15 protein-coding genes are annotated in these 21,733 nt (G+C 33.5%); 3 read left to right on the top strand and 12 right to left on the bottom strand.

What is annotated here, in order from left to right; translation table 11 throughout:
* Window positions 1–2: 2 nt before the first annotated feature.
* The 7 genes from HYN86_RS03175 to HYN86_RS03205 all read right to left on the bottom strand — a co-directional run bounded on the left by HYN86_RS03175 (window position 3) and on the right by HYN86_RS03205 (window position 10,906).
* A complete protein-coding gene (locus HYN86_RS03175; RefSeq protein WP_113676733.1) occupies window positions 3–677 on the bottom strand; it encodes an ATP-binding cassette domain-containing protein in 675 nt (224 codons plus the stop codon).
* Between the two features lie 297 nt (window positions 678–974).
* Window positions 975–3,737, bottom strand: a complete 2,763-nt coding sequence (locus tag HYN86_RS03180; RefSeq protein WP_113676734.1) for a PD-(D/E)XK nuclease family protein — start codon at window positions 3,735–3,737, stop codon at window positions 975–977.
* Window positions 3,738–3,800: 63 nt separating this feature from the next.
* Window positions 3,801–5,282 carry an OmpA family protein gene (locus tag HYN86_RS03185; RefSeq protein ID WP_113676735.1) on the bottom strand — a complete coding sequence of 494 codons (1,482 nt, stop codon included), beginning with the start codon at window positions 5,280–5,282 and terminating at the stop codon, window positions 3,801–3,803.
* A 113-nt stretch (window positions 5,283–5,395) separates the two neighbouring features.
* Window positions 5,396–6,589 (bottom strand): glycine C-acetyltransferase, encoded by a 1,194-nt coding sequence (kbl, locus tag HYN86_RS03190; protein ID WP_113676736.1) that lies wholly within the window; start codon window positions 6,587–6,589, stop codon window positions 5,396–5,398.
* An 82-nt stretch (window positions 6,590–6,671) separates the two neighbouring features.
* A complete protein-coding gene (locus HYN86_RS03195) occupies window positions 6,672–9,830 on the bottom strand; it encodes a UvrD-helicase domain-containing protein (RefSeq protein WP_113679835.1) in 3,159 nt (1,052 codons plus the stop codon).
* Between the two features lie 143 nt (window positions 9,831–9,973).
* Window positions 9,974–10,570: a lipoprotein signal peptidase gene (locus tag HYN86_RS03200; RefSeq protein ID WP_113676737.1), complete on the bottom strand. Its 597-nt coding sequence runs from the start codon at window positions 10,568–10,570 to the stop codon at window positions 9,974–9,976.
* Window positions 10,571–10,690: 120 nt separating this feature from the next.
* Entirely contained in the window at window positions 10,691–10,906 is a 216-nt protein-coding gene (locus HYN86_RS03205; RefSeq protein ID WP_113676738.1) for a hypothetical protein, read from the bottom strand.
* A gap of 181 nt (window positions 10,907–11,087) precedes the next feature.
* Between HYN86_RS03205 and HYN86_RS03210 the strand changes: the two genes are divergently transcribed.
* Together HYN86_RS03210 and HYN86_RS03215 are read left to right on the top strand one after the other, a co-directional pair.
* Entirely contained in the window at window positions 11,088–11,444 is a 357-nt protein-coding gene (locus tag HYN86_RS03210; RefSeq protein ID WP_113676739.1) for a roadblock/LC7 domain-containing protein, read from the top strand.
* A 33-nt stretch (window positions 11,445–11,477) separates the two neighbouring features.
* A complete protein-coding gene (locus HYN86_RS03215) occupies window positions 11,478–11,858 on the top strand; it encodes a hypothetical protein (RefSeq protein ID WP_113676740.1) in 381 nt (126 codons plus the stop codon).
* Window positions 11,859–12,097: 239 nt separating this feature from the next.
* Here the strand turns inward: HYN86_RS03215 and HYN86_RS03220 are convergent, their stop codons facing one another.
* The 5 genes from HYN86_RS03220 to gdhA form a co-directional block, all read right to left on the bottom strand.
* Window positions 12,098–12,478: a TraR/DksA family transcriptional regulator gene (locus tag HYN86_RS03220; RefSeq protein WP_057115206.1), complete on the bottom strand. Its 381-nt coding sequence runs from the start codon at window positions 12,476–12,478 to the stop codon at window positions 12,098–12,100.
* Window positions 12,479–12,489: 11 nt separating this feature from the next.
* Complete coding sequence (gene ileS / locus HYN86_RS03225) at window positions 12,490–15,891, bottom strand: isoleucine--tRNA ligase (RefSeq protein ID WP_113676741.1); 3,402 nt, start codon at window positions 15,889–15,891, stop codon at window positions 12,490–12,492.
* A gap of 130 nt (window positions 15,892–16,021) precedes the next feature.
* Entirely contained in the window at window positions 16,022–16,735 is a 714-nt protein-coding gene (gene recO, locus HYN86_RS03230; protein ID WP_113676742.1) for a DNA repair protein RecO, read from the bottom strand.
* Window positions 16,736–16,821: 86 nt separating this feature from the next.
* Window positions 16,822–19,104, bottom strand: coding sequence for a type IX secretion system anionic LPS delivery protein PorZ (gene porZ / locus HYN86_RS03235; protein WP_113676743.1), 2,283 nt, complete (start codon window positions 19,102–19,104; stop codon window positions 16,822–16,824).
* 125 nt (window positions 19,105–19,229) lie between these two features.
* A complete protein-coding gene (gdhA, locus tag HYN86_RS03240; RefSeq protein WP_113676744.1) occupies window positions 19,230–20,573 on the bottom strand; it encodes an NADP-specific glutamate dehydrogenase in 1,344 nt (447 codons plus the stop codon).
* A 323-nt stretch (window positions 20,574–20,896) separates the two neighbouring features.
* Between gdhA and HYN86_RS03245 the strand changes: the two genes are divergently transcribed.
* Complete coding sequence (locus tag HYN86_RS03245; protein ID WP_113676745.1) at window positions 20,897–21,691, top strand: THC0290_0291 family protein; 795 nt, start codon at window positions 20,897–20,899, stop codon at window positions 21,689–21,691.
* Window positions 21,692–21,733: the final 42 nt, after the last annotated feature.

Genomic DNA, 21,733 nt, shown 5'->3' on the forward strand with positions numbered 1-21,733 from the left:
TTTTAAAAAATAGCCGAATCTGTGAGATAACCATTCTCTACAAGTTCGGCTTTTTTATTGACTTTATGCAGCTTACCTTCTTTCAACAATAATAATCCCGTTGAAATTTTCATCACATTTTCATATTGATGATCAGTTATAATAATTCCTTTTTCTTGAGAATTTTCTTTAATTAACTGAACTATATTTTCAATCATTATGGGAGACAATCCGCTGAACGGTTCATCTAGAAGTATAAATTTTGACGAATTAAAAAGGACTAATTTTACTTGAAGATATCGCAATTCTCCATATGATAAGTTTTTAATTTTTTGTCTTAAAAGAGGTTTTACGAAATCATCTTTATAAAAAAGATCCCATTTTTGTTTAGCGACTGATAATTCAATTGTCTTTAATACGGATAAATGATTTGGAACAAATTGATCTTGACACATATAACTAATTTCATCGACCAACTCTGAAGAATTATTCTTTGAAACTCCATCGATAAAAACACTTTTATCCGAAGCAGATAAATTACAAGAGACAATTTTTAACAATGTTGACTTACCAGAACCATTATGCCCCAGCAGACCTATTATTTCACCTGTTTCAATTTTCAAATAAATATCTGAAAGTAAAAGTTTACCACTAAACTTTTTTTGAATACCGCTAATTTCTAAGATATGTTTTTTCAATATATTTTTTGAATAAAGATTACTCCAATTCCAAATAGAATAATGAAGAAAATATTCATTAGAAAACTATAAAAGATGAGTTTGTTTTTTGAAATTCCATTATTCGCATAAAATAAATACTCCCTTTTACGATATAGTTCCTTAAATCCAACACTAGATAAAAAACCAATTGTCGCAAGAATAAACAGAAAATAATTAACGCTTCCAAAAAGAACTGCAGGAATAGAAACAACTAAATTTATAATTAAAGTTGTTTTATAAAACTCAAATATGTTCGAGATTTTTCTGATAAGCCGTTTAAATTTTTTCTTCGAATGGAATATTTATATCAAAAATCTCACTTAACAAATTAGCAATTTCATCCAAATAATAATTCAGTATTTCTGATGTCACAACGGCTTTTAATTCTTTATCTTCTTTAAAACCAAAAGGCAGGAAACCAGATTTAAGATTTTTAAACGAAATAATTCCAACTTCAATTGGAAGAGCTCCAGCTTCTTTCTCAAACATAAATGCATATGCCAATACCTGAATAATTTTATCATTTTTAAGCTCCTGTGTCAATCCATTCCATGTTTTCAGGACAACATTCGATTTCTCAACTTTTCCAGTCTTATAATCGATAATTCTAATTTTCCCGTCGCGTCGTTCGATACGGTCCACATTACCTTTTATCAAAATAGGAAAAGGAAGTTTCGGATGAATAAATTCCCGTTCAAAAGTCTGCTCTAGTGCAATAATCTGAATCGCTTCATCATTTTTAATAGATTCTAATTCCATTCTTAAAAAATTAGAAACATTTCGTTTGGCGACCTCAAAAGCCAGAAGATTTCGTCCTTTCTTAATTTCTCCTTCTTTATATACCAGTTTAAACTGCTTAAGAACTTCATCGTCCAATAATTTAAAGCAATCTGAAATATCATTTTCTGAAATAAATTTACCAATAAATGGTTCATAGAGCGCCTTTAAAGTTTCATGAATGATAGTTCCTAAAGTATTCAAAGCTATATTTTCTTCCACTTCTTCGACTTCGCGAATTCTCAAGACTTTCTGAAAATAAAACTCAATTGGATTTCGAATATAACTCGTTAATGCCGATGGTGAAAAACCAGTTGTCGCTATTTCCCTTAAACGCTCCATTACAGATTCCGATTTAGCAACCGAAATAGGCTCGTATGCCGTATTAGGAAGAACTGGATTATAGATATCAAAAGTTACGTTATGATTTCGCTGTTTTTCAACTTCTAACTGCGTAATAAAACGACTTCTTTCGCCAGCATCTAATCCATCGTTTTCCGTATTGTAAATTAGATATATATTTTTTGCTCTTTGTAATAAATGATAAAAATGGTACGTGTAGATCGCATCTTTTTCTTTAAAAGTCGGCAGACCTAATTCTCGTTTTACATCATACGGAATAAATGAATTCTGAGATTTTCCTGCTGGAAATTTCCCTTCATTCATTGATGTTATAATAACCGTTTCAAAATCTAAAACACGACTTTCCAAAACTCCCATAATTTGCAATCCTCTTAACGGTTCGCCCTCAAAAGATACTTCCGCCAAATCTATAATCTGTTTATATATAGCATGAAGCGTATCAATATTATCAATATGGTGATGTTTGGAATAATAATTTATTAGCTTGTTTATGACTTTAAAAACTCCGTAAACAAAAGCTTTTGCAATTTTTTCCTGTTCATTATCATTATTAAAATGTTCTTTTATAACAATTAATAATGCCGAAATATTCTTTAAAACAGCAACAGAACCATTTTCCCATTTTTCGAACAACAGATTAAAAAAGTGAGAAGAAACCGGATGAAGCTCTAAAATTTTATGATGCGTAATAAAAGTATAATTGTTCTCTTTGATAATTTTTACCAACATTTGAGCATTTGCATAAGGCTCAACTAAAGGATGCGTCAAAACATCTAATACATCTTTGTAATAAAACACATAATTGCCGCCTTTACGCGAAAGCGCATTGGTATGCATTTTAAACAACTTGGCCACTAAAATTTGAGATGGATTATTTTTACCAGAATATCCCATTGTAATATTCAAATATCCAACAGAAGAAGGAAGTGAATATAAAACAGGAATCAATAAATTCTCCTCTCCAAGTACAACCGCAACTTTGTCTAAAGATGAGTTAGGATCATTGTTTATTAAATCTTCAATTATACTTCCCGTTAATTTTGCCTGCCCTATTGTTTTAGGAGTTCCAATTATCTGAATATTTTTTGACTGCGAAAAATCATCCACAATCCATTCAAAAATATTGGATTTATAATGCTTCCAACTCTCTTTAAAACGTCTTAAAAAAAGTCCCGCATCATGATATGGATCATTGAGAAAGGTTTGATCTGCATCCCAATAAATTTTGGCCTGATCTAAAGCTAACAAATGCTGTACAATTTTTTCCTCTGCAGCATTGAGAGCATTAAATCCTGCGAAAATAAAAATTCGATTACCAATAGTATTTGAAAAATGATTCAAATTGTTTACCGCTTCTCTATATACCAAACCTTGGTATCCTATAGATTTAAACAACAAATGACTATACAAAGAATCATAATACAAAGGAAGAAGTTTCCAGAAATCAATGTAATTTTCCAGAAGTTTAGTTTTTTGATCCACTTCTAATCCCCACTTTTTTATGTCCTCAATATCTTTCAGATAGGACAAAACATGTGAAGGATCCAAAAGATAACGATCAATTTCATTAAAATCCTGCAGAAGTGTTTTCGCCCAATTTGCAAATAACTCAAACGACTGCTGATTCTTTTTTTCAGTAATCGATAAATAAACCTCGTAAAATTCAAATAAAAGCTCAATTGAATCTATAGAACGTATTGAAGCAACATCTTGTACAAAATCTTCAATACTAGTAATTTCAGGAGCAATTATAGTTTTATCAGTTTCTTTTTTAAGCGCATCAATTAAAAAAACTTTAGCTCTTTTATTAGGAAGAATTATAGTAATTTGAGATAATTTCTCCGCATAATCTTGAATTACGACACCAGCAATTTTTTGAAGAAAAGAATTATTTATCATAGTATAAAAATAAAAAAAGCCATTCAATTAAGAATGGCTTTTCCTTTTTATTTAGAAAGTAAATTAGATTTTACCTTGGTATTTAGAACCAACGTGTCTAATTTCTGTTCTTCTGTTTTGAGCTTTACCTGCAGCAGTTTTGTTACTTGCAACTGGTTGAGAAGATCCAAATCCTTTAGCTTCTAAGTTTTCTGGATTAACTCCTCTTTCAACTAAAGCGTTTAATACCGCGTTAGCTCTATCTTGAGAAAGTTTATCATTGATTTTAGCAGAACCTGTACTATCTGTATGTCCTTCAATAGAGAATTTCGCGTTTGGATAGTTTTTAAGGATTTCTTTAATAGCATCTAATCTAGCTGGAGTTTCTTTGTCACCAGTTTTGAATGTAGCTTTTCCTGAGTTGAAGTAGATTGCTCTAGCTTGAACTTTAAGATCTTCTAATGCAGCAGAAGTTACTTCTGGACATCCTCTGTTACTTGCAGGACCTGGAACTGTAGGACAGTCATCGTCTTTATCAGCAACACCATCTTTGTCAGCATCTAAGAATGGGCAACCACCGTTTTCTTTAGGACCAGCAACTGTAGGACATTTGTCATCTTTATCAGCGATTCCGTCTCCGTCAGTATCAGGACAACCTTTTAAAGCAGCTAAACCAGCAACATCTGGACAAGCATCATCTTTATCAGCAATTCCGTCTCCGTCAGTATCAGGACATCCGTTTAATGCAGCTAAACCAAATACATCTGGACAAGCGTCAGAAGCATCAACGATTCCGTCTCCGTCAGTGTCAGGACATCCGTTGAATTGTTTTAAACCAGCAACATCTGGACAAGCATCATCTTTGTCGTAGATTCCGTCTCCGTCAGTATCTTTACCTCCGAATTTGAAAATCAAACCTGCAGTGTGTTGGAAATGAGATGGAGTATCAATTTCTCCATTGTAATCATTTCTTCCAGGATTATCTCCTGAACCTGCAGCAACAGCCCATTTATATCTTGTAGCAAGCTCAAGACCAATTGCATCTGTAAACCAGAAAGTAATTCCAGCACCTGGATTCACAGTTCCAAAACTATCATCTCCTAAGAAAGTATAACCTCCACCAACAGATAACGAAGGATCGATTACTTTAGATTTAATTAACTCTTGGAAGCTGTATTTGATAGTAGCATCAATTCCGTAGTACATTAAATCCCCTGGATTAGTTACAACATTACCTCTTCCATCATGCCCTGGAGCAGTTGGTCTGAAATAAACAGCTTTATCGATTTTGTTTACAGATCCTTGCAAACCAACAGAGAAACCACTACCTACATATCTATTTACACCAATGTAAGATAGAGATGGAAGAATATTCCAGTTGTCTTTTGCGTCGAATAGTTGAGAAAAGTGTTGGTCAAAGAAACCACTACCAGCTCCAGAACTAGTCCTAGTATCCACAGCATTAACCCCGAAAGAGATCGCCCATGGATTGTTACTGTCTTGCGCGTGAGCATTTAAACCCATCGCCATCAATACAGCAACTAAAAGTTTGTTAAGATGTTTCATACTTAATTTTTTTAATTACAATTTAGTTAATTACAAGCAAAAGTAACACCAAATTTTTTAAATACAAAATGAAATGTTAAAAAAAACCTACAAAAATTTGACCAAAGTGGTAATTATATAACTTTTAACATTTTACCGACAACTGTAAAGGCATTGATAGCTTTATCCAAGTGTTCTTTTTCATGCGCAGCAGACAATTGTACGCGTATTCTCGCCTTTTCTTTTGGCACTACAGGAAAGAAAAATCCAATCACATAAATTCCTTGTTTTAAAAGCTCATTTGCCATAGTCTGCGACAATTTCGCGTCGTATAACATTACTGGAACGATAGCAGAATCTCCATCTATAATATCAAAACCAGCCTTTTTCATACCTTCTTTAAAATAGTTGGTATTCCACTCCAGTTTATCTCTCAGCGTAGTATCTTTTTCTAATAATTCAAATACTTTTATGGAAGCTCCCACAATTGCCGGAGCTAGAGAATTTGAAAATAAATACGGTCTTGATCTTTGTCGTAATAATTCTATGATTTCTTTTTTAGCCGTAGTATAACCGCCCATTGCACCACCCAGGGCTTTTCCAAGAGTTCCTGTAATAATATCAACTCTTCCCATTACTCCTTTTGCTTCAAGTGTTCCTTTTCCAGTTGCACCAATGAAGCCAGCAGCATGGCACTCATCTACCATTACCATAGCGTCATATTTATCTGCTAAATCGCAAATTTTATCTAAAGGCGCAACTAAGCCATCCATAGAAAAAACGCCATCAGTTACTATAAGTTTAAAACGAGCTCCAGCTTCATTGGCTTTAATTAACTGCTGTTCTAAATCTTCCATATTGTTATTTTCATAACGGTAACGCGCTGCTTTACATAAACGAACTCCATCAATAATCGAAGCATGATTTAAACTATCCGAAATAATTGCATCGTTTTCACCAAGCAAAGGCTCAAAAACACCTCCGTTTGCATCGAATGCAGCCGCGTATAAAATAGTATCCTCTGTACCATAAAAATCAGCAATCTTTTTTTCTAAAGTCTTGTGAATATCTTGTGTCCCGCAGATAAAACGAACAGATGACATTCCGAAACCATGAGTATCCATTGCATCTTTGGCAGCCTGCACAACTTCTGGATGAGATGAAAGTCCCAAATAGTTATTAGCACAAAAATTCAAAACTGTTTCTCCTGTTGAAATTTTAATTTCAGCACTTTGAGGAGATGTAATAATTCTCTCCTTTTTAAAAATTCCATTTTCTTCGATTGCCTGCAGCTCGCTTTGCAGATGCTCTTTAATTTTACCGTACATTTTTTATATATTTAAAACGTTAAAAATTAACAACTTAACAAAATTAAAGCTTCGTTATTTCTTTAACATCTGATTAATTTTTTCACAAATTTACCACTTCAATTTCCGAACCGATATACACCAATGCCTTTTTTAACACTTTGTATCCTAAATCTTCAATTGCATCCTGATATTCTTGAATTTGGTTTTGATATTTCGTATTAACTGCGCCAGTTTTATAATCTAAAAGATAGGCTTCTTTATTTTCTAAAAATACAATTCGATCGGGCTTTAAAATTCTTCCTTCTTTTTGAACAATTGTCTGCTCATTCAAGACGGTTTGATTTCCATCAAAACAAATAGACAATTCTGGATGATTTACAATTTCTTTTAAAGTCTGCAATACTTGTTCGACTTGATCAAAAGTAATCAGACCATTTTCGAGTGATTTTGTTACGGCCAGATCAATATCTGATTTATCTTTAACAAAAGCCAAAATCTCATGGACAATATTTCCATACGAAATCGCCTCTTGTTGATGCGTTCCCCACATTAAAGCTTCACGCTGGGCAATTTTAATATTTTTAGGATTTAAAACTTCTTTTACAACTGGAATCGATTTTACTAAATCAACTGTTTTTGTACTTTTTGAAAGTCTTACTTTATCTCCAAATTCATAGTTTAGTTTCCCTTCGTCATAAACACCTTGATTAATTAAAAACTTAATAAAGAATGAGGCCATATTATTTGGATATTCTCCGTCATTTTTTGCTTGCAGCGATTGAGAAATTACATACAATTGTTCTTCAGCACGAGTTAACGCAACATACAAAACATTAATATTATCCAGTAATTCCTCTTGCTTTTTCAAATTGAAAACCGCAGAAGCACTTTCACCAAAGCTCTCCACAACACTACTATTATCAACTAGTGCTTTTGGAACACCAAGATCAATCTCTTCTGTATCGAGCCATAATTTATCTTTTGGTTTCCGATTATAATCTTCATCGGCAAAAGGCATAATTACCACTGGAAATTCCAAACCTTTCGATTTATGAATTGTCATAATACGAACCGCGTTATTTCCTTCCGGCGACGGAATACTAAATTTCTCGGCATTTTTATCCCAGAAAACTAAAAAATCTGCGACTCCAGATTGATTTCTAATATCGCGTTCTAAAACAATATCCAGAAAAAACTGAACATAAGCATTTCCTTCTGAAGGAAGAATAAATTTAGAAATGATAATTTCAACCGCCTCATAAAGAGATTTTTTTCGAACATCTTCAAAAGAAAAAGAAACATCAAAAGTTAAAAGCCATTCCTCAAATTCTTTCTCAGATCTATAACTCATTCCTTTAGCAATAAAATCATGAACGGGCATTGCCAAATCTTTTGTTGAAGCTAAGAAATGAAGAAAATTAGCTTTTGATTCTAAATTTGCACTGTTATTCAAATATCGAAGCAAATGAACTATCAATCGAACTTCTGCCGCATTTTGAATCATCAAGGTTTCTGAAGACAAAAGCGGAATGCCTTGTTCCGTTAAATAATTAGCAACCGCAATTCCCTGATCTCTTTTTCGGGTCAGAATTACAATATCTTTATATTCAAAACCTTGTTTTACCACTTCTTGAATGGTATTCAAAGTCGCTAAGACATACAAATCAGATTTCTCTACAACTTCTTCGTCATCAGCAAAATCATTTTTATCAACGATGGGAAGAAATGAAATATTGACGTAACCTCCGTTTTTCGAATTTACATTCTGGAAACTATGATTTTCGTATAAATCTTTATAATCTTCGTTTGAAAATTCAGCTGAAATCAATTTAAAAAATGCATTATTAAATTCAATGACTTCGCTGTAGCTTCGATAATTGGTATTTAAATGCTTAATTGCCTTATCTGGGTTATTAAACGGATTTACATCTTTACTCAATTCAATAAACTGCTCTGCTTTACCGCCGCGCCAGCGATAAATCGACTGTTTAGGATCGCCCACAATCATCAATGTTCCTTTATTTCCTAAATCGTCTAAACCAGAAAGAGAATTATCAATTAGCGGAATTAAATTTTGCCATTGCATTTCGGAAGTATCTTGAAATTCATCAATAAAGAAATGACGATAGCGTTCTCCTAAGCGTTCATAAATAAATGGCGCAGGCTGATTCTGAATTTCGCGGTGAATAATGGCATTGAATTCTGAAATAGACAAGATATTTTGCTCCGATTGAATCTTAGCCAATTCATTACTTACGGCATTTAGCAGCGAAAGCGGTGTAATATTTTTTAAAAAGGCTTTATAAAAATCTCTTTTCTCAAAGTTTTTATATACCTCCTTCAAAATTTGAAGTAACTCTGGAATAATATTTTCTATTAACGCTCTGTCTTTTGCAGTCTTATTAATCGCAATATCCTCAAACTCATGAAAAGTTTTATTTTTCGGATTGAATTTTCCGTCTCGAATACTTTCTAAATGATTCGGAAAAGTTCCTCTAGAAAATGATTTTGGATCAATTCCATTTTTATCTATTAATTCAATTGCTTTAGAGGCCAGTTCCGCATTTGCAGACCCTAATTCTTTGCAAAGCGCCTGCATTTTTTGTTTAATCTCAACAAATTCTCCAATTGTTTTGTCTTGAAAATGCAGAATCTCATTGCGATTATTTTCATTTAAAACCAATCTCCCAGTATCCAGAATTTCACGCGAAACATCCCAGCTTTTATCATCATCAGTTTTTTCCATTGTAAAATCGATGAGTAATTTGGTCAGCGTTTCATCTTCCCCAGCTTGAGCAATAATTGCATCAACAGCTTCTACCAATAAATTTTCAGTATCCAGTGTCACTTCAAAAGTCATTGGAAGATTTAAGTCATGCGCAAAAGCTCGAATAACTTTATGCGTAAATTTATCAATGGTAGAAATATCAAAAGCTGCATAATTATGAATTAAGTGCTTTATGATTTGCTGCGATTTGGTTTTGATTTTAATAATTGAAAGTCCAGTATCACGCGAAAGATCTTCCATTAAATCGGCTGCCTTTGGCGACGGCTCGTCTTTTGCAAACTCAGACAAACTGCCAACAATACGGCTTTTCATTTCATGAACCGCTTTATTAGTAAATGTTATCGCCAGGATATTTCGATATGCATCATTTTTTGGAGAAGAAAGAATAATTTTGAGATATTCCTTCACCAAAGTATAAGTCTTTCCAGATCCAGCAGAAGCATCATAAATGGAGAAAGACGGACTTTGCATAAGTTTGGTTTTTAGTAATGTAAAAATAGCACAATTAAATATTAAATCCCAATAATGAAAAATTCCAAATTCCAATTTTTGAAGCGCTAATTGCAAACAAATATTGGAATTTGGAATTTTTTATATTGTATTTTTAAAAATAATTAGTGTTTTGGAAAAGCTCTTTTATTAAAAACCAAAAGTATACCTACTCCTGTAGAAATTGCCATATCGGCAACATTAAAAATAGCATTAAAAAAAGCAAAATGTTTCCCGCCGAAAATTGGAAGCCAAGTTGGTAGATTTCCTTCCCAAATAGGGAAATAGAACATATCTACAACCAAACCATGAAACCAAGTTCCATATGGAGCTGGAGAAAAAATCGTTGCTAGATTATGAGTACTGTCATCAAAAATAACTCCGTAAAAAACAGAATCGATAATATTACCTGCTGCACCAGCAAAGATTAGTGCAATAGCAACTATCAAATAAGTCGAATGGCGTTTTTTTATGGCATCTGAAAGCCACCAGCCAATTCCGAAAACTGCAAAAATCCTAAAGACAGTTAAAATTAGTTTTCCGTATTCTCCAGGTATTTTTGTTCCCCAAGCCATCCCTTCATTTTCAATAAAATGAATTCTAAACCAATCAAAAATAACGAATTCTTCTCCAAGAACGAAATTTGTTTTGACATAGATTTTAGAAAGCTGATCAACGATTAAAACTAAAAATATAAGGAAATACGCTTTTCTTAATGACATTTTATGAATTTTTGATGGGCAAAAATAACAATTAAATCAAAAAAAACGCTCCCAATGGAGCGTTAATTCTTTTCGAAGAAACTAAACAAAGTTTATCTGCTAATCTAAACCTAATTAAGTTTACTTTTTTACAGGAGCTTTTGCTGGAGTTTTTGGACTGTCGGAGAAAAAATCAGAAATAGATTTGAATATTCCTTTGCTCTCTTTTCCGGCAGCAAGCTTTTTAGCTTCCCCTTTTTTTAAATCTGCTTTAAACTTGATACGCAGTTTTTCAAAATCTTTCATTCTGCGCTCCACGTCAGAGTTTACATCTTTGAATTTCAATACTTTACTCATAATGTAAGTTTTTTACAGTAAATAATTTAAATTATTAATGATTTGGTATTACAATGATACATAAATTAATTTATATTTGTTAAATAAAATTAACAGTTGTTTAGGATTATTCGCTATTAATTTATAAAAACAAATACCAAAATGAACTGAATTTAACATTCCTCCCAAAATCCTACAAATCATGAATGAAATCACAACTACTCTAAATGACTTTCTTGTCAGTACAAAATCGACTGCTGCATTAATCTTAAACGGAAAAGGAAAATTAATCACTTCCTTAAATTTAGACTATGGAGACAGCATTGCCGCAATGAGTGCCGCAATCTTATCTATGAGCGAAAAATTTTTAATTGATTTAGAAAAAGGCGCCCTAAAACAATTATATTTAAAAAGCTCAGAAGGCGTTATTGTCGGAAACAAAATAAGCGGATCCAATTTTATTGTTGCTTTTTCTAAAGAAGGAAGCAACCTTGCGTTATTAATGCGCTCAACAGAAGAAGTATCTGTTGAATTAAGTAAAAATTCCCTATTGAAATAACATAAATCTATTAACAAACAAACCCACTGAATTATGAGTAATGATTTTTTAAACGTGTTTTTAAATGAAATGAAAACCAACGTAAACGGCTTTATCGCTGTCGCTGTAACCGAAATTGAATCTGGATTAAGTTTTGGAAATTTAACAATCGACCCAAGTTTCGACCCTGAACTTGCGGCGGCTTATAATTTAGAAGTTGTAAAAGCTAAGTTAAACGCGGTAAAAGCTTTAAACCTCAACCAAGACATCGAAGATATTTTGATTACTTTATCGAATCAAATTCACATTATCGATATTTCTCCAAACAAAAAATTTATGATCTACCTAGCTGCAGATGCTTCAAAAGCAAACCTAGGTATGACTAGAGCTATTTTAAGAAAGCACAAAGCTGAAGTTGAAAAAAATCTAGCATAAATTATTACTCTACTTTAGAACTATCTCAAATCGAGATAGTTCTAATTTTCTTCTTGCAGCCCCAAATCGTCCGCCTCTTTTATTCTTACAAAAATAAAGCCTTCTTTTTTAAAAGCAGTCAGCTTAAAAATAATCCATTTCTTTCAAAAGACAAGCCGACACTTACTTAGACTGATTCTAAAAGATTAAACAAAAAAACGCCCCTAAAAGGAGCGCTTATTTTTTTATTTCGGTGAATTTTATCTTTGCAAGTTTTTAGCTTCGATACTCATTGTTGCATGAGGAACGATTTTAAGCCTTTCTTTGCTAATTAGTTTACCTGTTACTTTACAGATACCGTAAGTTTTGTTTTCTACACGGAAAAGCGCGTTTTTTAAATCACGGATAAACTTCTCTTGTCTAATAGCCAACTGAGAGTTTGCCTCTTTAGACATTGTTTCACTTCCTTCTTCAAAAGCTTTGAAAGTTGGAGATGTATCGTCTGTTCCGTTATTTAAGTCGTTCATATAAGCACTCTTAATTAAATCAAGATCTGCTTGCGCTTTTTGTATTTTTGCTTGAATTATCTCTTTGAACTCCGCCAAATCAGCGTCAGAGTATCTTGTAATTTCATCTATCATGGTATTTATAATTATTTTGAAATTAATATCATTGTTTTAATATCATCAAACTCAATTTCTGTGCCGTTTTCTAAAGCGTCTACAAAAACCAAGTCGTCTGTTAATGTTTCAGACTTAATATAACCTTCATTTTTTGAAACGGCTTCTTCTAAATTACCGTCTCTTTTTATTTGCACTTTAATCTTATCAGTAACTTCAAATCCTGAATCTTTACGGATATTCTGAATTCTGTTTACTAATTCTCTCGCGATACCTTCATTTTTTAATTCTTCAGATATGGTTATGTCAAGCGCAACTGTAATTCCGTTTGAATTAGCAACCAGCCATCCTTCAATATCCTGCGATGTTATTTCGACGTCTTCTAATGATAAAGTTACATTATTTCCAGAAATAACAATATCCAGCGTTCCCTGCTTGTCTAATTGGTTAATTTGATCGGCAGAAAAACCTTGTATTTCCTTAGAAATCAAGCCCATATCCTTTCCGAAACGTGGCCCAAGAGCTTTAAAATTTGGCTTAATCTGCTTCACTAAAATACCAGAAGCATCGTCTAAAAGTTCGATTTCTTTCACGTTTACCTCAGCTTTTACTAAGTCAGAAATTGCCTCGATTTCAGCACGCTGATTCTCGTCAAGCACTGGAATCATTACCTTTTGCAGAGGCTGGCGTACTTTTATCATCTCTTTTTTACGTAGTGATAACACCAAAGATGAGATGGTTTGCGCCTTCTGCATTTTGCTTTCCAACGTTTTATTAACAAAGTTTTCGACAAATTTTGGGAATTCAGCCAAGTGAACACTAGCAAAATCCTCAGTTCCCGTCGAAGCTGTTAAATCTCTGTACAATTTATCCATGAAAAAAGGAGCTACAGGAGCGCTTAATTTGCTGATTGTTAACAAGCAAGTATAAAGCGTTTGGTAAGCTGCAATTTTATCTTTAGCGTATTCTCCTTTCCAGAAACGACGACGGCATAAACGAACGTACCAGTTACTTAAGTTTTCCTGAACGAAATCAGAAATTGCTCTTGTAGCTTTTGTCGGCTCGTAATCTTCATAACATTCATCAACAAATTTGATTAAGGTATGCAATTCAGAAATAATCCACTGATCGATTTCCGGTCTTTCGTTTAACGGAATTTCCGCTTCAGCGTATTTAAAACCATCGATATTCGCATATAACGAAAAGAATGAATAGGTGTTGTATAATGTTCCAAAGAATTTACGACGAACCTCAGCAATTCCTTCAAGGTCAAACTTTAAGTTATCCCAAGGATTGGCATTCATAATCATGTACCAGCGTGTGGCATCAGGACCAAATTCTTCGATGGTTTTAAATGGGTCTATAGTATTTCCTTTACTCTTAGACATTTTGATTCCATTTTTATCTAAAACCAAACCATTTGAAACAACGTTTTTATAAGCTACTTTATCAAAAACCAAAGTTCCGATAGCATGTAACGTATAAAACCATCCACGAGTCTGATCTACTCCTTCTGCGATAAAATTCGCCGGAAAATCTTTATTCTCGTCAATTTTGTCTTTATTTTCAAAAGGATAATGCCATTGTGCATAAGGCATCGCTCCAGAATCGAACCAAACATCAATTAAATCGCTTTCGCGTTTCATTGGCTGGCCAGAAGCCGAAACCAAAGTAATTTGATCGACTACATTTTTGTGCAGATCGATTAAATCATAATTTGATTCAGACATGTTTCCAATTTCGAAACCTTTAAATGGGTTTTCTTTTTGAAAACCAGCTTCGATAGATTTCTCAATCGCATTGTACAATTCTTCAACAGAACCGATAATAACTTCTTCTTTTTTATCTTCTGTTCTCCAGATTGGCAACGGAATTCCCCAATATCTAGAACGAGATAAGTTCCAGTCGTTGGCATTTTTCAACCAATTTCCAAAACGTCCTTCACCAGTAGATTTAGGTTTCCAGTTGATAGTTTCGTTCAGGTCGAACATTCTATCTTTTACATCGGTTACTTTAATGAACCAAGAATCTAGTGGATAATATAATAACGGCTCATCTGTTCTCCAGCTGTGCGGATAACTGTGCACGTATTTTTCAACTTTAAAAGCTTTATTTTCTTCTTTTAATCGAATAGCGATTTCAACATCGACAGATTTCTCTGGAGCTTGTCCTGCATCGTAATATTCGTTCTTAACGTATTTACCAGCTAAGTCTCCTAAGTGTGAAGTGAATTTTCCTTGTAAATCTACTAACGGAACTGCATTTCCTTCTTCATCCAAAACCAACATTGGCGGTACTTCTGGTTTTGCTTCTTTTGCTACTTTAGCATCATCTGCACCAAAAGTCGGAGCCGTATGTACAATTCCTGTCCCGTCTTCTGTAGTAACGAAATCTCCAGAAATTACTCTAAATGCGTTTTCAGCATTTTGATATGGCAATACGTAAGGTAATAGTTGCTCATAACGGATTTCTACTAAATCTGCACCTTTTGCTTCGGTTAAGATTTTATATGGAAGTTTTTTATCTCCAGCTTTTACATTATCAAAATCAGCATCATCTTCACTTAAGAAAAATCCTTTACCGAATTGTTTCCCAACTAAGTTCTTAGCCAAAATAACATTGATTGGCTCAAAAGTATATTGATTGAAAGTTTTTACTAAAACGTAATCAATTTTTGGTCCAACGGTTAAAGCTGTATTTGATGGCAATGTCCAAGGAGTTGTCGTCCAAGCTAAAATGTGAACATCTCCAAAACCTTGTAAAAAGCTTGGCAATGTTTCTGGTAAAGTTTTGAATTGCGCTACAATCGTAGTATCTGTAACATCTCTGTAAGCTCCCGGCTGATTTACTTCGTGAGAAGATAATCCTGTTCCTGCTTTTGGAGAATACGGCTGAATTGTGTATCCTTTGTACAACAAACCTTTATCGTAGATTTGTTTCAAAAGCCACCAAACAGATTCCATGTATTTTGGTTTATAAGTAACATAGGGATCTTCCATATCTACCCAATAACCCATTTTTTCGGTCAAGTCATTCCATACGTCGGTATAACGCATAACGGTTTTTTTACACGCTTCGTTATATTCTTCGATAGAAATCGTTTTACCAATATCTTCTTTTGTAATCCCAAGTTCTTTTTCGGTACCCAATTCTACAGGTAAACCGTGAGTATCCCATCCGGCTTTTCTTTTTACCTGAAAACCTTTTTGAGTTTTATATCTGCAAAAAATATCTTTAATTGCACGCGCCATCACGTGGTGAATTCCTGGTAATCCGTTTGCTGAAGGCGGACCTTCAAAAAACACGAAAGGCTCAGCACCTTCGCGAGTTGTTACACTCTTTTCAAATATATTTTCTTTCTTCCAAAAATCAAGAACTTCTGACGCTGCAGCTGGCAAGTCAAGTCCTTTGTATTCAGTAAATTTTGTACTCATTTTATCCTTTTCTTAAACGAGGTGCGAAAGTAAGGAATTTTGAGGAAAATAGATAAAAGATGACAGAAAAAAGACTAATATCTGGAAATTTATGATGGATTTTTCAACAAATATTGGTCTTTTGAATGATTTAAGAGAAAACTTCTTTTAAAATCTCTAAAGATTTAGGTTTTTTAAATCCGTCTAAGTGCAGACTATAATAATCAATTAAAACTTTCAGCAGTATTTGTCTCTCTGTAACATTAAAGACTTTTTGATCATTATCGAATTTCAAATCGAGTAGTTTTTTAAACAAATTGGTTTCATGTTCAGACAGTACATTTCCTTTTTGAAAAAGGGTAAAAACTCCTTCATTCATTTCAAAAAAAGGCAGATCGATTTCTGAAACATCAGGATAAAAACCGAGGTATTTTGTAATTTCTAAAAGCATTATTAAATGAAAATTAGAAATTTCATCATGATGATCCAGCCATGTGAGCGCAGTTTCTAAAAAAACAAAAAGAGGTTCGTTTTTTTCTTCTTCCTGAATAGAGTAATGAAGCATTTCTGAAAGAAACATTACCATTGTACTTTTTACAATATCAGTATGAATACTATGAAAAGGAACGGCAGTTTTTATTTCTTTAAAACTCTCTAAAGTTCCTTTATTTTTATGAACGGCTTCAATTTCTAAAATAGAGAATGGCTGAAAGTAAGCAATCTTCTGACTTGCTTTTCTGCTCGAAAAAGCATCGCGCACAAAATAAGATTTCAGTCCGCTGGAAAGTGTAAAGCATTTCACTATCAAGCTTTTTTCCTGAAATTTTAAAGACGAAATTACTATGGCTTTGGTTTTGACGAGCAAAATTTTTGTTTTTTAGTTTTTTTTGTTTCAAGTTTCAAGTTTCAAGTTACACAACTCAGACTGAAAACTGGGACTGAGACTGAATATTATCGAATAATCATAACTTTCTTAACCTTCGTTTCACTGCCGTCTTGTGCTGATATAAAAACCATATAAACGCCAGAAGCTACTTTATATTTACCAAAAGCAGTTGTATCCCACTCTATTGTTCCTCCCGAAGATGTTATTTCAAAAACTAAATTTCCTTCTATATCTGTGATTTTAACATTGGCTTTATCTATTAAACCAGCTACTTTCACAGTTCCGGAGTACGCAGGACGAACTGGATTTGGATAAACGTAAACATTATTCAAATTGTCGTTAGCTCCGGTTGCAATTCCGTTAAAAGAAACCATGCCTTTATTGGTCGCAATAAAAACTTCTCCAGTTTTACTATTGATTTTAATGTCGTTTACATAATTACTCGGGAGCGGAGAATTATTTATTGTAAATTGATATTTGGTTTCCTGCCCGTTTGGAGAAACCATAAATACTCCAGAATCTGCCGTTCCTATCCATTTATTATTGGCTCCATCAACTGCTATAGAAGTAATAAACTGCTCATAAAGCAATTCTTGTGCTAAATCATCTTCCTCAATAATAATCGGATTTGCTTTTAACTGATTTTCGGATTGAAAATTCCCAACGTTCGATAAAACTCTTAGTCCTTTTGTAGTTCCAATCCAAAGCTGGTTTTTTGTATCTATGGCTATACTTCTAACATCCGCAATTGGCAGATTTCCAACATCGGTACCAAAAGTCATCTTTTTAAATGTATTTGTAGTTTCATTAAAACCAACTACTCCATCTCTATTCGTTCCTAGCCATTTTACATTATTTCGATCGACAGCTATACTTGAATAACTAATATTTTCAGCATTATCAAAAATTGATGTCATTGGATAACTCCCCCATTGGCCGTTTGTTTTTAAAACTTTCAAACCATTTTTGATTCGGCTGTTAGTGATCCAAAGATTTCCAGATTTATCAAAAGCATTTGCATTGATACGAACATCAATATAATTTGGTCCTTCTGTTGTAATAGATTCTAATCCGCTGTTTTCTTCATTATACAAGAAAATAGGAATATCATTTTCAACCTTTAACAACCCAGAAAAGAAAGAACTGGCATAAACTTGTTTTTCATTATTTGGATTAACAATAATTCGGCTAATTGATTTCGCATCAAAAACCTCCGAATACGGAATATTTAACCAGCCTGAAGCATTAAATCTGCTAATTCCATAGCTGTCTAAAGGATACGGATTATATGAAGTATCGTAATCTCCGTAAACCGCCCACAAAACGTTTGGAGTTGCATCTATACCAAAAATATTGTTTCGCAAAGGACCTGCAGGTGTTGTATTTTCAAAAGTTCCCGCACTATTAAGTGTAGAAACAAATAATCCTTTTTCTTTTGTTCCAATGAAAATCTGTTCTCCAACTGCGGTTGCGCAGCTAAAATTTAAAGTATTTTCTAAAACCTGAGTATTCGTAATCTGTCGGTTTAAAACCAATTGATTATTATACACATAAACTGTATTTCCAGTTGTAACAAACAAATTATGATTTTTTGACCTCACATCAACTGCAGCTTGAGGCAATTGGGAGAAACCTACAAATGTGTTTGAATTAAATCGATGGATAAAACCAGAATCATTTACTGCAACAAGTTCTGTATCTAGAGTTTCTACGCCAGACCAGCTTCCAGAATTCACAATTGTCCATTGGTTAAAATCTATTAAATTCGGATTTGTACTATCTGCACGTCGAATGCCGCTTGAAGTTGCGGCGTAAATAAATCCGTTAAAAACAGCAGTTTGCCTCACACTAATTTCGACTCCATTATCGCCAATAAAATAAGTATCGCCAAACTGAAAAGTACTTAAATTAAACTGCACAATTCCGAAATCGCAAGAAACATAAATCAAACCATTGTGTTCCATAAAATGGTTGACTTTTTTCAAATTTGCCGGCAGCTGTTTATTAATTATATCTACGATTTTTAATATGCTTCCGTCAGTTTCGTTGATTAAAATCAGTAAGCCGTTTTCATAGCCGACTATTGTTTTTTTGAATGTTTCACTGTAATAAACCGCAGAAATAGTCTGACCAGATAATCCGTCAACTGTAGTTGTTGTTTTCAAAATATTTGTTGTGGTATTTTTTGAAAACAATGCATTTTCCGAAGCAGCAAAAACAGCTGTTGAAGATTCTGAAAGATCTTTTATTTCATTAAACGAAAAATATCCCAGCCAAGACGATTTATTCTGTGCCTGACAAAACTGAATTAGTACTAAAAATAAAACGCAGAAAGCTATTTTCTTCATCATCATAATGTATTCGGATAGACAAATATACTACAAACGAGATTATTTAATTTTTGGCAGAATAAAAAATGCCTCCGAATATCTTTAAAAGACAATCGAAGGCATTTTAACATTGCAATTAAATTTTAAACTACACCTTGTGCAAGCATAGCATCAGCAACTTTTACGAATCCAGCAATGTTTGCTCCTTTTACGTAGTTTACATAACCGTCTTCTTCTGCACCGTATTTTTTACATTGATTGTGAATTCCAACCATGATATCTTTCAAACGCAAATCAACTTCTTCACTAGTCCAGTTTAAACGGATAGAGTTTTGAGTCATTTCTAATCCAGACGCAGCAACACCACCAGCATTCGCCGCTTTTCCTGGAGCAAATAATACTTTGTTATCTAAGAAAAGTTTAATTGCTTCTAATGTAGAAGGCATATTCGCAGCTTCCGTTACACATAAAACACCATTATCAATTAACTTTTGAGCATCATCTCCGTTTAACTCATTTTGTGTAGCACATGGAATTGCGATATCTACTTTTACTTCCCAAGGGCTTTTTCCTTTATGGAAAACAGCGTTTGGATATTTCTCTAAATATCTCTCTGCTCTATTGTCTCCAGTTGCTCTCATTTCAAGCATATGGTCAATTTTTTCTCCAGAGATTCCTTCTTCATCATAAATATAACCATCAGGGCCAGAAATAGTAACTACCTTCCCTCCTAATTCATTTACTTTTAAAGCTACTCCCCAAGCTACATTTCCGAATCCAGAAATCGCAACTTTCTTACCTTTAATTTCGTGGCCAATTGTACGTAACATTTGGTCTGTGAAGTAAACTACTCCATATCCAGTTGCTTCTGGTCTGATTAATGAACCGCCGTAAGCCAAACCTTTTCCAGTTAAAACTCCCGTAAATTCATTTCTAATTCTTTTATATTGTCCAAATAAGTAACCAATTTCTCTTGCTCCCACACCAATATCTCCAGCAGGAACGTCAAGATCTGGACCAATATGACGGCATAATTCTGTCATGAATGACTGGCAGAAACGCATAATTTCACCATCAGATTTTCCTTCTGGATCAAAGTCAGAACCTCCTTTTCCACCTCCCATAGGAAGCGTAGTCAAACTATTTTTGAATACTTGTTCGAAAGCCAAAAATTTCAAAACAGATAAGTTTACAGAATGATGAAATCTAATTCCTCCTTTATAAGGTCCAATTGCAGAGTTCATTTGAATTCTGAAACCTCTATTCACAATAATTTCACCTTTATCATCTACCCAAGGAACTCTAAAAATAATAGAACGTTCAGGCTCTGCAATTCTTAGAAGTATATTCTTACCATCATATTTTTTACGCTCAGATATAAAGGGAATTACAGTTTCTGCAAATTCTCTAACTGCTTGAAGAAATTCTGGTTCGTTTGGATTTTTTGACTCCACTAGAGCCATAAATTCATTTATTTTTTGTTCCATCTTTGAAATAAATTTTCAGATAATTTAGATTTAATTTTTCAGTTTTCCCACCAAAATTACAGTTTAAGAAAACGTTTTCGTTTTAACACACAAAGATATATCAAATTCTGATTCGAAGTTATATTTTTCACTTTTTTGAATCGATTTGTGTTTTTTTCAAGCATTCCAAATAAACTCATTTTACATGTAGGTGTTTACATGCAAATTACCTTTTAAAAGTTAGTAAATTAAGTATTTTGATAGTTATTTTTCAATAGACTGCTTTAATATTTTGAATCGATTAGGTTTTTTATATATTTGCCGAGATTTGTAAGCCCTACGAAATGTCTAAACACCTATTTATCACATTATTTGCCTTCTTTGGTATATCAACCGCGGCATCAGCACAATCAGACTTAGCCCAAGAGATTGGATTCTTTGCTGGACCAGTTACTTTACAGTCCGATTTTGGAGAAAGAAGCAACTTCGAAACCAACGTTGGAAACTCAGGTTTTGGTATCGGAATTATGCACTTTATCAACTTTTCTGCTGCTAATAACAGAGAAAGTTTTTTTACAGAACATTTTAAAGTGCGCTCTGAACTTGCTTTCAGCAGAACTAATTTGAAACATTACGGTCAGTGGGTGGAAAGAAAGCCTGACGGACTATTTGCTCAGCAGCTTAAAAATATGCACGCAAGTTCTACTACTTTAGGCCTTGGAGCACAATTAGAATTTTCTCCTTTTATGAAAATTCATGATTTCGAAAATACAATTGGTAGTTTCAGTCCGTATGGTAGTGTAGGTTTTCAAGTAAGCTATTATTCTACAAAAGTAGGTTCGCGTTTAGGAGACATTACTCTTCCAACTGTAACACCAGGAAAATATTTAGCGCCGTCTGATGGACGTGCACATGGATTTTCTACTGAAAGCGGTGTAGTATTATCTGCAACAGCAGCAGTTGGAGTACATTATAAATTAACTACAATGAGTGATTTAATGTTTGAGACTCGTTTTCAAATGTATAACTCAGATTGGATTGATGGATTAAATCCAAACAAAGACATTTACACTGAAAACAAATCTAACGACTGGCAGGTTTGGTTTAACTTCGGATATATTTATTACTTAGAATTCTAACAGAATTTTAATTCTCAAAATATAAAAAAATCCCAAATTCCA

This window comes from Flavobacterium fluviale, from assembly GCF_003312915.1.
In the GTDB taxonomy this organism is placed as follows: domain Bacteria; phylum Bacteroidota; class Bacteroidia; order Flavobacteriales; family Flavobacteriaceae; genus Flavobacterium; species Flavobacterium fluviale.